The sequence below is a fragment of the Paenibacillus sp. FSL M7-0656 genome, from assembly GCF_038003225.1.
Lineage (GTDB): Bacteria > Bacillota > Bacilli > Paenibacillales > Paenibacillaceae > Paenibacillus > Paenibacillus amylolyticus.
Genome location: NZ_JBBOOT010000001.1, coordinates 749,360 through 763,945, shown reverse-complemented (window position 1 = coordinate 763,945; position 14,586 = coordinate 749,360). Strand labels below are relative to the sequence as shown.

13 protein-coding genes are annotated in these 14,586 nt (G+C 42.5%); 8 read left to right on the top strand and 5 right to left on the bottom strand.

What is annotated here, in order from left to right; genetic code table 11:
- Positions 1-22 precede the first annotated feature (22 nt).
- Positions 23-880, bottom strand: a complete 858-nt coding sequence (locus MHI01_RS03250) for a LysR family transcriptional regulator (protein WP_076317857.1) — start codon at positions 878-880, stop codon at positions 23-25.
- Positions 881-1,018: 138 nt separating this feature from the next.
- Between MHI01_RS03250 and MHI01_RS03245 the strand changes: the two genes are divergently transcribed.
- From MHI01_RS03245 to MHI01_RS03235, 3 genes are all read left to right on the top strand, one after another.
- Entirely contained in the window at positions 1,019-2,116 is a 1,098-nt protein-coding gene (locus MHI01_RS03245) for an NADH:flavin oxidoreductase (protein WP_340982506.1), read from the top strand.
- A gap of 432 nt (positions 2,117-2,548) precedes the next feature.
- A complete protein-coding gene (locus tag MHI01_RS03240) occupies positions 2,549-3,436 on the top strand; it encodes an arginase family protein (protein WP_036671243.1) in 888 nt (295 codons plus the stop codon).
- Positions 3,437-3,606: 170 nt separating this feature from the next.
- Positions 3,607-4,458, top strand: a complete 852-nt coding sequence (locus tag MHI01_RS03235; RefSeq protein WP_036616104.1) for an arginase family protein — start codon at positions 3,607-3,609, stop codon at positions 4,456-4,458.
- A 387-nt stretch (positions 4,459-4,845) separates the two neighbouring features.
- Here MHI01_RS03235 and MHI01_RS03230 read toward each other — a convergent pair whose 3' ends face one another.
- Entirely contained in the window at positions 4,846-6,729 is a 1,884-nt protein-coding gene (locus MHI01_RS03230; RefSeq protein WP_315371504.1) for a beta-glucoside-specific PTS transporter subunit IIABC, read from the bottom strand.
- A gap of 226 nt (positions 6,730-6,955) precedes the next feature.
- Positions 6,956-7,798 (bottom strand): BglG family transcription antiterminator LicT, encoded by an 843-nt coding sequence (licT, locus tag MHI01_RS03225; RefSeq protein ID WP_282321376.1) that lies wholly within the window; start codon positions 7,796-7,798, stop codon positions 6,956-6,958.
- Positions 7,799-8,070: 272 nt separating this feature from the next.
- On the opposite strand from licT, the gene MHI01_RS03220 reads away from it, so the two are divergent.
- Positions 8,071-9,393: a 6-phospho-beta-glucosidase gene (locus MHI01_RS03220; protein WP_076253107.1), complete on the top strand. Its 1,323-nt coding sequence runs from the start codon at positions 8,071-8,073 to the stop codon at positions 9,391-9,393.
- A 150-nt stretch (positions 9,394-9,543) separates the two neighbouring features.
- Here the strand turns inward: MHI01_RS03220 and MHI01_RS03215 are convergent, their stop codons facing one another.
- Positions 9,544-10,509, bottom strand: a complete 966-nt coding sequence (locus MHI01_RS03215; RefSeq protein ID WP_036671252.1) for a LacI family DNA-binding transcriptional regulator — start codon at positions 10,507-10,509, stop codon at positions 9,544-9,546.
- 233 nt (positions 10,510-10,742) lie between these two features.
- Complete coding sequence (locus tag MHI01_RS03210; RefSeq protein WP_076253214.1) at positions 10,743-11,186, bottom strand: MarR family winged helix-turn-helix transcriptional regulator; 444 nt, start codon at positions 11,184-11,186, stop codon at positions 10,743-10,745.
- Positions 11,187-11,302: 116 nt separating this feature from the next.
- On the opposite strand from MHI01_RS03210, the gene MHI01_RS03205 reads away from it, so the two are divergent.
- The 4 genes from MHI01_RS03205 (at position 11,303) to MHI01_RS03190 (ending at position 14,387) form a co-directional block, all read left to right on the top strand.
- Entirely contained in the window at positions 11,303-12,055 is a 753-nt protein-coding gene (locus MHI01_RS03205) for an SDR family NAD(P)-dependent oxidoreductase (RefSeq protein ID WP_340982505.1), read from the top strand.
- Between the two features lie 45 nt (positions 12,056-12,100).
- On the top strand, positions 12,101-12,931 hold the full coding sequence (locus tag MHI01_RS03200; RefSeq protein ID WP_282322170.1) for an SDR family oxidoreductase: 831 nt from the start codon (positions 12,101-12,103) through the stop codon (positions 12,929-12,931).
- Between the two features lie 200 nt (positions 12,932-13,131).
- The gene (locus MHI01_RS03195; RefSeq protein ID WP_047843023.1) at positions 13,132-13,524 is read left to right on the top strand and encodes an ArsR/SmtB family transcription factor; all 393 of its coding nucleotides are present in this window, start codon (positions 13,132-13,134) and stop codon (positions 13,522-13,524) included.
- Positions 13,521-14,387, top strand: a complete 867-nt coding sequence (locus MHI01_RS03190) for an aldo/keto reductase (RefSeq protein ID WP_076317853.1) — start codon at positions 13,521-13,523, stop codon at positions 14,385-14,387. Before MHI01_RS03195 ends, MHI01_RS03190 begins: the two co-directional genes overlap by 4 nt.
- Positions 14,388-14,586: the final 199 nt, after the last annotated feature.

The window sequence follows — 14,586 nt, the reverse complement described above, 5'->3', positions numbered from 1 at the left end:
TTTCTTTTTATTCAAAAGTGAGCTATTCCCAATTAGCTGCGTGTTTTTGAATTAGATTAATCATCTGTTTCATTGCAGGTGAAATCCACTTATCTTTGTGATATGCCAAATATGTGGATATTGTAGGGCGGTCAGACTCAACTTCTTCGCCTTGAAATTTTTTGGATTTTAATTCTTCTTTGACAGAAAAGTAAGGAACCATCGAAATGCCTAGTCCGTTTTTCACACATTGCTTAATCGCTTCGATACTTTGGAACTCTATACTGTTCATAACATCGACTTTTTTATAATTGATGTAATCCTTGAATACAGATTTGTAACTGCAGCTACGTTCCGTATATAACACAGTTCCTTTTGCATGGTTTTTCTCATGAGGGGGACTAATAAGGACCATTTTTTCTCTCACCAAACGTTCGCAGTGTAGTTCGGGAGCCCCCCATCCCTCTTTTTCTAAGGCAACAAGCAGGTCAATCTCACCATTTTGAACAGCTTGAGAGACATCTTGGTAGTCAAGTGATTTGAGCGAAAGGTTAACTTGCGGATATTTCTCACCATACTCAACCAATAAAGAAGGTATGCGACAGATCATTAAGGATTCCGAAATACCTAGTGTCAAATTTCCCGAGGGCTCATCATTTGAAGTAAGTGCTTGCGTATACAACTCAATAATTTTATGAGCATACGGCAGAAATTGATGTCCGTATTGTGTGAGCACAACTTGTTTACCTAAGCGATCAAAAATAGGCTTACCGAACTCTTCCTCCAATTCTTTAATATGTGTCGTGACAGAAGATTGAGCATAACCGAGATGTTCAGCTGCTTTCTTAAACCCTCCTTTTTCAACAATAGTTTTTAATGTAATCAAATGGCGGAGTTCCATAGATACCCTCCTAAAGTGAGTTCATTTTTAATGAACTAAAGATTCAATAACATCAATTTTACTGTTCATTTCATTCATTTTATAATGTTCATATTCTGAAAGATATATAAACATAATTGTTAAAGGTGGATGGTTAACTTGGTACAAAAAAATAAATTGTTTGAACCTGTCAACGTTGGTTATAACTTTCTAAAAAATCGTGTAGGAGTAGCTCCAATGACTCGTACGAGTGCTACTTCGGAAGGTCTTGCCACGGAGCAGATGGCTGAATATTATGCGTCTTTTGCTCGTGGAGGTTTTGGATTTGTCATTACAGAAGGAACATACACAGATCAATTGTACAGTCAATGTTACTTTAACCAACCTGGCTTGATAAATGAAGAACAAGCTATTGCTTGGAAAAAAGTCGTGGATACTGTACATGAAGCGGATGCTGCAATTATAGTTCAGCTTGAGCATGCAGGAGCACTTTCTCAAGGAAATCGCTTCAGTTCCCATAACCTAGCTCCTTCAGAAGTGCAACCTAAAGGAGATCCTTTGGCGTTCTATGGTGGAGTTGATAAATTTCCTACTCCGATAGCTGCAACAAAGCAAGATATCGAACAAGTGATTCAGGGATTTGTGGAATCAGCAATCCGGGCAAAAGCAGTAGGGTTTGATGGTGTTGAAATTCATGGAGCCAATGGTTACTTGCTTGATCAATTCTTGACCGACTACACTAATGAACGATCAGATGAGTATGGCGGTTCGACCGAAAATCGGGTACGGCTTTTAATTGAAGTTTCATCTGCAGTCCGTAAAGCCGTTGGACCGAATTTTACAGTAGGTATTCGAATTTCTCAAGCCAAAGTCAATGACTATATCCATAAATGGGGTGGAGGTGAAGCAGATGCTAAAGTCATTTTCGGTGGATTAGGGCAAACCGGGCTTGATTACATTCATGTGACTGAATATAAGGCATGGAAGCCTGCTTTCGAAGAGAATGGGCCTTCATTGGTACAACTAGCTAAAAGATTTTCAGGTAAAATTGTCATTGCCAACGGTCAACTTGAAGATCCATTAAAAGCATCTGAAATCATCACTGATGATAAGGCTGATCTCGTGACATTAGGAAAGGGAGCTCTAGCTAACCACGATTGGGTTACTAAAGTTAAAGAAGGTAAGCTACTAGCTGAGATGAGAGAGGATAAGATACTGCGACCAGATGCAACGATCAAAAATTTTGAAATCCTTTAATGGGAACAGACAAAAGTATTTTACTCAATTATTTCAAACTGAGGATGTCATACTATCTGTGTAGAGCTCTCAATCAGTGGTATGCATTCTCGACACCAAATAAATGGCTTTCAGAACTTATTGAGCAATAATAGTATTGCCATAGGTCGTTTTAAACGGATGACCTGTGGCAATTAAGGTAGAAAACAGACATTCAATTAGTGGGTTGCAATTATATACTAATTAATATTTGGAAATATCCATTTCAAAGTGATTTTAACGTTCTTATTCAGATAACAACGAAAGATGCCTGAACCTTTGATACCGCCTGTGGAATTCATCTATAAGTTACACACTATCTTTTTGGAAAGTACCTATCATAAAAGTGCGTACTATTCATAATATGTGACTCATGTATACTAAATTGTACCTCGATGTAAAGGAGAAAAGATCATGAAAAGCAAAGAAAATTCGACAACGTTGCGTATGTTAATGCCTCAATGGCAAGGGGGAGATAATCCTAATTACTCCTTTGGAGCTGAGCTTCTTGAATGGCTAGCTCCAGAGAATAATAAGCATATAACCGTTAAAGTACCTGTTTCAATGAGCGATGATACCCCCTTGGAAAAAGAGGAAGGTATTATAGGTGATATTGTGGGAAAAGAGCAATTATTAAATCAACTTGATGCGGCAAATCATTTAATCAAAGCATATCAACCAGACCGAATTGTCATGTTTGGAGGAGACTGTTTAGTGGAGCAAGCCCCATTCGCTTATTTAAACGAACGTTACAGTGGTGAGTTGGGATTACTTTGGATTGATGCGCATCCTGATATAACAACACCAAAAGAATACTACAATGGTCATACTTATGTATTGGGTAATCTATTAGGTGAGGGAGCTCCTGAATTCGCTGCTAAAGTAGATAAGCCTTTTCGTCCAGAGAACGTAATGATCGCGGGAATAGATCAACCGACTGGCCAAGAATCGGAACTAATTTCAAGATTATCAATTAAATCAGCGTCCAGTTCTCAATTAAAAGAAAGTAGCAAAACTGTGCTGGATTGGATCGAAACGAATAGGATTAAATATTTGGTGATTCATTTGGATCTGGACGTTCTTGACCCGAAAATTTTCAGATCATTGCTCTTTGCAAATCCGTTATCAGACTTAGAGATTGATTTTCCTATGGGCAAAATGCAACTTTTTGAGGTAGCAAAATTGATCAATGAAGTTAGTGATGTCACTGATGTAGTTGGTCTCGGGATAACCGAACATCTTCCATGGGATGCAATAAACTTAAAACAACTACTTCAGAAAATGCCTATCCTTAACGATTAAGATACTAATGATTCAAAAGTATGCGCTTAATGAAAGGGACCATCGATATTAAGGAACAGAAGCACTTTCTTCATATAGTTAGTCTCCTTAGTAGCATTCATAAGAACTACATCTGTATTAGATAGGAGAACAAACAAGTGACTGATAATAAAACTGTTAAAACGTTACGCATGCTAATGCCCCAGTGGCAGGGAGGAAACAAACCAAGTTATATTCTTGGAGCTGAGCTCCTAGCATGGTTAGCTCCAGAAAACAATAATCATACGACAGTTAAAGTACCTGTATCCTATAGTGAAGATATGACTCTCCACACAGAGGAAGGTATTTTAGGAGGAATCGTAGGTAAGAACCAATTGTTGAATCAACTGGATGCAGCAACTCATTTAATTGAAGCTTATAAACCCGATCGAATTGTTATGTTTGGCGGGGATTGTTTGGTTGAACAAGCGCCATTCGCCTATTTAAATGAGCGTTATAATAGTGAAGTTGGACTATTATGGATCGATGCACATCCTGACGTGGCAACCCCAGAGGTGACGCCCAACGGGCATGCTCATATATTAGGAAATCTGTTAGGTGAGGGAGCGCCAGAATTTTCTCAAAAGGTTAAAAAGCCTTTCTTACCGAAGAACGTTATGTTAGCGGGACTTGTTCAAACAACTGAACATGAATCGGAACTTATTTCTAGGTTATCTATTAGTTCAGCAACTAGCGCCGAATTAAAGGATAATAATAAACCAATATTGGACTGGATTTCAGAAAATCAAATCAAATACGTAGTAATTCATTTGGATTTGGATGTACTTGATCCGAAGATTTTCAGGTCATTGTCATTTGCTAAGCCGCTGTCTGACAAAATTCATACTCGTATGGGTACGATGCAACTTACAGAGCTGATAACTTTAATACAAGAAGTTAGCTTGTTAACTACGGTTGTTGGACTAGGTATCACAGAACATCTTCCATGGGATGCTATAAACTTAAAAAATTTACTTAAGGATATGCCAATTCTAAAAAACTAAAAGAGAGTTTTTGAAAATTGGTAGATGTACTGATGATTATATATATATGAGCAATTTTAGCTAATCGCTCATATAGATTAGAAATGTAAAAATCACAACAAAACTGCTTCGTCTTCATGAAACAAGGCGTTTGGTATTATCTAGTTAAGCGTGGAGTCAGAGATGCCTACTGGTCCAACAGTTTCATCCGACATCGTGATTGGCAAACCGAAAACTTCCATGGGAATTGACAATTGTAGCTGATAAATAAACGGAAAGTGCTATCCAGAGAAGAACCACTCCTTTGCCGGAGTGGCTTCTTTGGATCATACGGAATAAGTGAATTTAGTAGACAGTTATATAACCCGAAAATAGTTCGATTACCGACAGGTAATCCATCTCCAATCGTTAGACTACCGCCGACATTAGATAATCACCTTGCTTCACTTCCTGTTCGGTAGTTTTTAACACATCCAAGTAGTTGGCAGAGTTGGTGACGATGACTGAGGTGGCAGTGATGTAACCCGCTGTCCGGATTTGCTCCGCGTCAAACTCTACAAGCATTTGCCCGCAAGAAACCCGATCGCCCTCTTTAACTTTTTTCTCAAAAAATTGTCCTTTTAGCTTTACCGTATTCACTCCAATATGGATCAGAATCTCCATGCCACTGTCCGTGGTCAGACCGAGCGCATGACCGGTAGGGAATACGGTGGTTACGACACCATTGATTGGCGATACCAAAATTCCATCAGTGGGTTCAATGACAAGCCCTTGTCCCATGGCACCTGAAGAGAAGGCGGGATCAGGCAAATCTTCAAGTAGCTGAACACTGCCTTTCAGCGGACTCACAATGATTTCCTTGTTTAACCGAGATTCACTTGGCTCAATCGCTTGTTTTTCCTGTCCAGAAGTTTCAATCTGCGGCTCCTCAACAGTAGCCTCAAGATCCTTGAATCCAAGCAGCAACGTAAGTAGAAAAGCCAGGACAAAAGATACGGAAACACCGATCACAACCGAGGCGAACCCCGTTGTTACGTAAGTAGGAAAAGCGAGCAGGCTGGGAAGTGAGTAAGCGACTGCCCGACCACCCCCGACTCCGATAATTGCGCCCCCGATCGCTGCGGAAATACATGCGTAAATGAACGGTTTTTTCAATCGTAAAGTAACTCCGTAAATGCCTGGTTCCGTAATTCCGAAAATCGCAGTAATCGTAGCAGATCCGGAAAGGGTTTTAAGCTGTGAATTGCGGGTTTTCAGCATAACGGCGAGCAAAGCACCGGCTTGAGCCAGCACGGCTGCGGTCAACATCGGGCGCATTAAATCATAGCCTATTGTCGCCAGATTATTAAGTGTAATTGGAAGGAAAGCCCAGTGAAGTCCAAAGATAACAATGACCTGCCAGAAACCACCAGTGACTGCTCCTGCCAACATTGGGCTGAATTGCATGAGTGAGGTAAAACCGCTAGCTAACCCCTGACTAACACTGTTGCCGATCGGTCCAAAAGCAAGAATGGTAAGCGGGACGACAATTAGAAGCGACAGCATCGGCACAAGAATATTGCGGATAGACTGGTGAATAATCGAGTTGAACCATTTTTCTATATGAGATTGAACCCACACCGCCAGAAGGATTGGAAACACGGTGGAAGTGTACATCACAAGCACAATGGGGATGCCTAAGAAATCATAAGTTTGACCGCTATTAAACGCAGCGGAAATGGTCGGAAAGACCAGGGCTCCTGCAATAGCCAAGGATACGTTCATATTAGCTTTGAATTTCCTTGCGGCAGTAACTGCCAAAAATATGGGCAAAAAGGTGAATACACTGCTTGATGCCGCGTTTAAAATTAGATAAGTTCCTGAGGTGTCATCTAGCCAGCCGAGCGCCACAGACAAAACAACCAGACCTTTGAGCAATCCAGCTCCAGCTAGCGCACTGAGCAGCGGGGAAAAAACACTGGAAATAAGATCTACGGTTTTTCCGAATATTCCTGTTTTTTCTGCATTCTCTTTAGTATCCGTTTTGCTGCCGCCATCTTGAAGGTTGGTGTGCTCCATGATTCCTTCATAAACTTTGGACACGTTATTGCCGATGACGACTTGAAATTGACCGCCGCTTTTCACAACGGTGATGACTCCAGCTATATTTTTCAACGCCTGTTCATTCGCTTTTGTATGATCTTTCAGGGTGAATCTAAGCCTGGTTGCACAGTGATATACATCATTCACATTAGATTCACCGCCAACAAGTTCAATAACACGTATGGACAGTTCTTTGTCTTTATTACTCATAGCATATTGCCTCCTTCATGATGGGTAATTGATCTCAGGTTGTGAGCTGTTCGTTCCTGATGTGCCGGCTTACATCGTTTCACTTCCAAAAAGCAGCAAAACCTGAACTCGTGGCAAAATAAAAAGAAAAATCATTTTGCCATCAGTCCAGGTTTTGCCTGCTTTACCAGTCACAATCCTTTATCTAATGTGTTGTATATGAAGTTTTAGCTTGAAAGAAATAGGGCTATAAAGTGCTTCGTTCAGTAAGCCGCTGGATATGAATGGTTAAGTAAACGAATTCATCTTTGTTTAAGGACTGTACATACGTTTTTTCTAAGTACTCGTTGATCTTGCAAGTGCAAGAAAAGGCTCTGACATAAGTCTTTTTCACCTGCTGATATAAAAAATCTTCGCCGCTTTGGTGAATCTCGTGGCGCAATAAGCGCATGGCGAAATATTGAAGGTGTGTTAAGAAACGCGAATAATTTAAGCTCGATTCATCAAGAACAGTGCCGTAATGGTACGTGACGATTTTCAAAATCTCGTTGACAATTTCAGTCATCTTTATCGTCATTTTCATTTCAGTGCCGTCAAGTCGGGCATTGACGACATGTAAGGCGATAAAACCAGCCTCATCTTCCCCGAGCGAAACTCCAATCATGTCGCTGATTAACTGCAGAGCATCCAATCCGATACTGAATTCCGTTTTATAGAAACGTTTAATTTCGAACAGCATGGCATTTTTAATCTCCATACCTTTGTTCTTACGTTGGATGGCAAAACTAATATGGTCGGTTAACGACAGATAAATATTGTCGCTGAGTTCAGTACCAAGTACATGGTTGGCGTGTTTTACGATCTCGTTCACAACTTCGAAATGAACGGCGGGTAATTCATGTATCAGTTCAGCCATTTTTACAGCAAATGCATGCTCGGCTAAATGGAAGATTTTATCGATCTTGTGTTCATCGACCACATCACCTGCACTTTTTTGGAAGGAGATGCCTTTACCCATAACGATGACTTCCTTCCCCTTTGTATTGCGGGTCAGCAGAAGGTTATTGTTTAATACTTTTTCAATAATCATGTGCATCGGCTCCTTGTTTTCTGCAATATGCATAAAAAAAACCTAAGATAGTTCAAACGCCGCCAATTGGTTAACGGCATTCAAACTTTCTTAGGTATTGCCCGAATCAACGGTCACAATCCTTATTTGAGGTAACTATAGCACAAGTGATAAAGCGGTTTCAAGTTACAAATTAATCCCATTTAATCCCATAAAAAAAGTTCTTGACATGTAATGCATTACACAAGATAGAGTCCAAATTGAGAACACAATAGAACAAGGAGGACTTCAAAATGAAAAAGGGATTAAAAATTGTGACGATTGGCGGCGGATCGAGTTACACCCCAGAATTGATCGAAGGTTTTATCAAACGGCATCATGAACTTCCAATACGTGAATTGTGGCTTGTAGATATTGAAGCAGGAAGAGAGAAACTTGAAATTGTAGGAGCCATGGCTAAACGGATGGTAAAAGCGGCGGGAATCGACTGTGATATTCACTTGACGCTTAATCGAAGAGAAGCGTTGGCCGATGCCGATTTTGTCACCACCCAATTCCGGGTCGGCCTTTTGGAAGCCCGTATTAAGGACGAAACGATTCCGATTAGCCATGGGATGATTGGTCAGGAAACCAACGGAGCAGGTGGGATGTTCAAAGCATTCCGTACCATTCCGGTTGTTCTTGGAATTGTTGAGGACATGAAGGAACTTTGCCCAGATGCTTGGTTAATCAATTTCACGAACCCTGCGGGAATGGTAACGGAAGCTGTGCTCCAATATGGTAAATGGGAGAAGGTCATTGGTTTGTGCAATGTTCCGATTATTTCCTCCAAGAATGAAGCTGCTGTTCTGGAAAAAAATGAAGAGGAACTGTTCTTCAAATTTGCCGGTATTAATCACCTTCACTGGCACAAAATTTATGACCGAGATGGTAAAGAGCTAACTAAACAGGCCATCGAAAAGCTCTACGGTCCTGATGCCGAGCCAGAAAAAATGGTAGAAAATATAAAAAGCATGCGTTTCTTGTATGAGCAAATTCTCCAACTGGGTATGCTGCCTTGTCCTTATCACCGGTACTATTACATGACCGACAGCATGCTTGAAGAGGAAGTAGAAGCGGTCAATGGCGAAGGAACTCGCGGGCAGGTTGTGAAACGCCTGGAGGAAAGTTTGTTTGAACTTTATAAAGATCCTAACCTGAATTACAAGCCCAAGGAATTGGAAAAACGCGGAGGAGCTTATTACAGCGACGCAGCTTGTGAAGTTATTAATTCTGTATATAACAACAAGGGAACGCATATGGTAGTCAACACACAGAACCGCGGAGCAATTAGCGATCTACCATATAACAGTGCCATCGAAGTTACAAGTATCATTACAGCCCATGGTGCAGAGCCTGTTCACTTTGGCGCATTCCCGTCTGCACAAAAAGGGCTATTGCAGGTGATGAAGGCAATGGAGGAACTGACGATCGAAGCAGCGGTCACAGGAGATTATGCAACCGCTCTACAAGCATTCACACTTAATCCGCTCGTTACCAGCGGTGACATTGCTAAGGTAGTTTTAGATGAAATGTTGGAAGCGCATAAAGAACATCTTCCGCAATTTCACAAATAATTTATTTAGAGATTGAAGTCATTCAGGCCTGTCCCTCATATAGGGACAGGCCTGAATGTTGTTCGTTCATGAAGTTTAACGGGATGGAAGAGAAAAGAACTCATGATCTCAAATGGGCTCTTTTCTTCTTTTAAAAGGATGGATGTTGTTTTATGTAGATTTTCGTTCAATCAGTCTAAACTGAAGAGGATGAGGATTGGATGCCGAATTTTCCAGCATACTCATAATAATATTAAAGGCATTCTCTGCTTGTTTATCCACGGGGTAATGGATCGTTGTCAGATCCAGCAGGTGAGCGCTGTCTGTATTATCAAATCCCATGATTCCCACATCATCCGGAACCGAAAACCCCGAGCGTTGAATCTCCGTTAAAATACCTGCTGCTACCTCATCAGTCGAACAGGAAATGGCATCCGGCTTGTCCGTTTGTTCTATCCACCATCGCGCTATTTCCTCACCATCATGAATGGTGACTTTATTATGAAATTGCGGAAAGCCAGTGTTCTTCAACCCATGCTTCTGTACAAAATCCTCATAAGCTCTTATACGCTCCAAGGTATTCTGTCCTTTGGACGAATACACGTTCAAAATTTTACGATAACCTCTGGCATACAGATATTCGAGACCCAGCGTATAACCTTGATATTGGTCCATAAATACGGACGGTATGGTGTCGCTGGTAAGACGCTGCCATGTTACAATTGGCCCATATTTCGTATAGGATTCGATGATATCCCACTCAATCGTCCGTACCAGACAAAGAAGGGCATCCACCTGTTTACTGCGTAACATTTCAAGCGCTACAAGCTCCTTATCACGATCTCCGTCTGTCATAAAAAGCATAATGTTGAATCCGTATTTTTGGGATATCATGTGGAATGAACGGACAAGTGACATCAAAAGGGGATTGTAAGTAACACCCATAACACCGATGACTTTTGTCGCTCCATTTTTTAAGGACTTTGCATTTGAATTAGGGACATAATCCAATTGCTCAATGATGTTCAAGACTTTTTCTCTTGTTAAATCGCTTACATAAGGATGTCGATTAATTACCCTTGAAACGGTTGCTGTAGAAACGCCTGCAAGACGTGCAATCTCTTGAATATTTGCCATCTGATCCACCTCATCATTAAGGATAGCACGATTTTAATTGTTTACAAGGTAGAGGCCATCATCTCGATTTGTGACCAGGTAATGGCATGTTAGATGTTGAGAACAAAAACTTAAATCCTCACAAAGTGACATGTATTTTTCATATACCTTCTACGTTGGTTGACAAACCGAAAACCACGTTTGTTAGAAGCTCGCCTTTAACAAACGTGATCGAGACGGGGCTAGATAAGACGCTAAGAGCTTGAGTTTGTCCTTTCCGCCAGTTTAGTAATCAACTCGATATCTTGTTCGGTTAATTGTTCAAAAAAATGTTTGCGTATTGCCTTGGAGAGGTAGGGACGGGCATCATCTAACATTGATTTTCCAGAAGAAGTGATACTGACTTGTACTCCACGATCGTTGTCTAATGGTTTCTTCATCACGAGTCCACGTTTTTCCATACGCTTCAGATGATGAGATAATCGACTTTTATCCCAGTCCATAGAGTCGGCTAATTCCTGTTGGCGAAGACTACCATCCCCAAAAAGGACTAATCGGTCCAATACTCCAAAATCACCCTCTGACAATCCTGAGTGATCGGCCATATCTTTGACGATACGACCGAAGATGGTCTGAAAGGAACCTTTCCACATATGCCATATTCGCATTTCTTCTTCGTTAAGTTCATTTTTATCCATAGGAGCATAATAACATGGTTGACGCGTCAACTTCAATGTGCTAAATTTGTTCCAAGGTTGACGCGTCAACTTAGTTCATATGGACCCACCAATCACAAAAAAAGGAGATTATAACTATGCAAGATAAACCTGTCGCTCTGGTCACCGGGGCTAATAAAGGTATCGGCCTTCAAATTGCGAAGGATCTCACGAAACAAGGATTCACCGTGCTCGTTGGATCTCGTAGCCTCGAGAATGGAGAAACTGCCTCAAAAAGCATCGGTTCAGATTCACACGCTCTCCAGCTCGACGTTACAGATGAAAACTCCATCGCTGCTGCTGCAGAACGTATTCGGAACGAATTTGGTCGTCTCGATGTACTCGTGAACAATGCGGGGATCTCGCACGCAGGCAGATCGGGTGAACCATTTCCGAACGGTGGCGCAGCGAGTGGTCTTTTGACCGTTGCTTCGCTTGAAGATATTCGTACAGTTTATGAGACTAATGTTTTTGGAGTTATTGCTGTTACACAGGCGATGTTGCCACTTTTGCGGGAGGCCCCGGCAGCACGTATCGTCAACATAGGCAGTACCGGCGGCTCCCTTAGCTGGAACTCTATTCCCGAAAACTCGCATCGTGCGATGTTTGGTGTCTATTCGGCATCAAAATCAGCTGTTCATGCGGTGACACTTGCCTTTGCATTTGCGCTTGAATCAACAAACATCAAGGTCAATGCGGCATGTCCAGGCTTCACATCCACTGCGCTTAATAATTTTGCTGGTACTCGTAGTGTTGAACAAGGGGCTAGTGAAGCGGTCCGGCTAGCGATGATTGGAGCGGATGGCCCAACAGGAACATTCTCAGATGAGGATGGACCCATTGCTTGGTGATCATAGTTATACAATGAGGGTGAGTAACTTAAGGAGGATTTCATGATGCGCGTTTTCGTAACAGGAGCAACAGGCTACATCGGTTCCGCTGTCACCAGCGAACTTATTGAAAGGGGGCATCAGGTCATCGGTCTCGTGCGTTCAGACAGTAGTGCTGCGAAACTAGAAGAGTCCGGGGCCGAAGTACACCGCGGTGACATCAACGATCTTGACAGCCTCCGTAGTGGTGCAGCTTCTGCGGATGGCGTCATTCATCTGGCATTCCATCACGACTTCTCGAACTTCGCTGGAGCACTCACAACAGATCTGCATGCCGTAGAAGCGATGGGGGCGGCACTTGAAGGATCTGGCAAGCCGTTCGTAATCACCACACATGTGAATGGAGTGGCAACGGAGAACATAGTGTTAGCGCTGGCAGGGCGTGGAGTTCGTACATCAATTGTAGAGCTTTGTCCATCGGTACACGGTGAGGGTGACACAGGATTTGTGCCGAGCCTGATCAATATTGCCAAGACTAAGGGCTTCTCAGCCTATGTGGGAAAGGGGAACAACCGCTGGCCGGCTGTGCATCGCCTTGATGCCGCGCATCTATATTGCCTGGCGTTAGAAAAGGCACCCGCTGGTTCACGACTAGATGGGGTCGCAGATGAAGGAGTGCCATTTTGCGACATCGCGAGTGCTATTGGTGAACAGCTGAACGTACCTGTAGTCAGCATTTCACGCGAAGAGGCAGATGCCCATTTTGGCTTTCTCAGTACACTTGCATCGCTCGATATCCCGAGATCAAGCATTGCAACTCAGGAACTTATGGGATGGCGGCCAGTGCAACCTGCACTGATTCCCGACCTTAAACAGTCTCATTACTTCAACAACTGATTGGAATTTTCATGCCTTTTTAAAAAATACAACCATTAAAAGAAGCCACTCCATTCGTCAGGGGTGGCTTCTTCTTTTGCTAATGTATTCTTAAGACATGGGAAAAATAGGTTCTTGAATTTCTTTCCCGATGTACAGCCGAATCCGAGATTGTGATAGGCTGTATCTACAATAGTATTACACATTCTAAATGGAAGGGGATGATTTACCTGGATCAGGAACTTGCGACCACGATTGCTATCGAATTTAAGAACAATCAGAAGGTGTTGAATGCGATCGGTGACGAAACCCGGCAAGCCATCCTCATAGCCTTGATTCAAGGGCCGCAAAAACCCGGCATGCGCGTAGGAGAGATCAGGATGAAAACTCATCTTTCCCGACCGACCGTATCACATCATCTGAAAATATTGAAAGAATCACAGATAATAAGTGTTCGTAAAGAAGGAACTCTCAACTATTACAGCCTTGACTCCGGTAGCAAGTTGAAATTGTTGAAAAACCTGGTGAACGAGATAGAAAAGTTGCTAACGCAATGTGAAGAACAAGCATCGGAACAACAATTAGAAAAAACGGGGAGGGGGAGTTGCGAATGAATCAGACAGTCGCAGCGGCAAACGGAGTGGACATTCCTCAACTCGGGTTCGGCCTATATAAGATCAAAGACGGGGGGACCTTCGAAAGGACTGTCGAGGAGGCTATTCGAATGGGTTATCGCCATTTCGATACGGCCAAAATTTACGGTAATGAAGCGGCGCTAGGTCGGGTCATCCAAAACAGCGGCATTCCCAGGGAGGAGTTCTTCATTACCTCCAAGGTATGGACGACAGACCTGGGGTACCGTGCGACGAAAAAGGCGTTCGAGCAGACTTGCCAGAAGCTGAACGTAACATATCTCGATATGTATTTGATTCATTTTGCCGGTCCTCAATACGTGAACGCCTGGAAGGCGATGGAAGAGTTATACGACGCAGGTAAAATCAAAGTTATAGGTGTAGCCAATTTCGAGATCCGGCATCTGGAGCATCTGAAGAAACATTCCCGGATTTCGCCGATGGTAAATCAGATCGAGACCCATCCGGAATTTCCGCAACACGAATTGCATGATTATATGGTTCGACATCGGATTCTGCATGAGGCTTGGGGACCGTTGGGGCAGGGAAGCAAAGCGCTGCTGGAGCATCCGGAGCTGGTGGCAATTGCCCTTTGCCATCAGAAATCGGTTGCGCAAGTCATTTTGCGCTGGCATCTGCAACGCGGAATTATTGTCATCCCCAAATCATCGAATCCTCAACGGATAAAAGAGAACAAAGAAACATTCGACTTTGAGTTGAATGAGAAGGAAATGGAACAAATACGACGGTTGGACACGGGTAAGAGATATTCCGTAAGTCCGAATGGCTACATGGTCAACCCGTTTTATATCAATTTGATGAAATTATTTATTCGTTCTCATTGATGGATCATAATTCGATTTTGAACAACAACCGGATACTCAAATCTGGTGTTCATTCCCCAAAAGCTTCTTTCTTCCCGAACATGAAGCGACACTTCGATTCCCGAAGTCCAGTTGAGTATATAAAAAGGTGTCTATACGTAATTATTTTCTTGGGGCTGTCCTGTGAGTCATGAGCATGACCGGGTACAGCCCTTTGTCA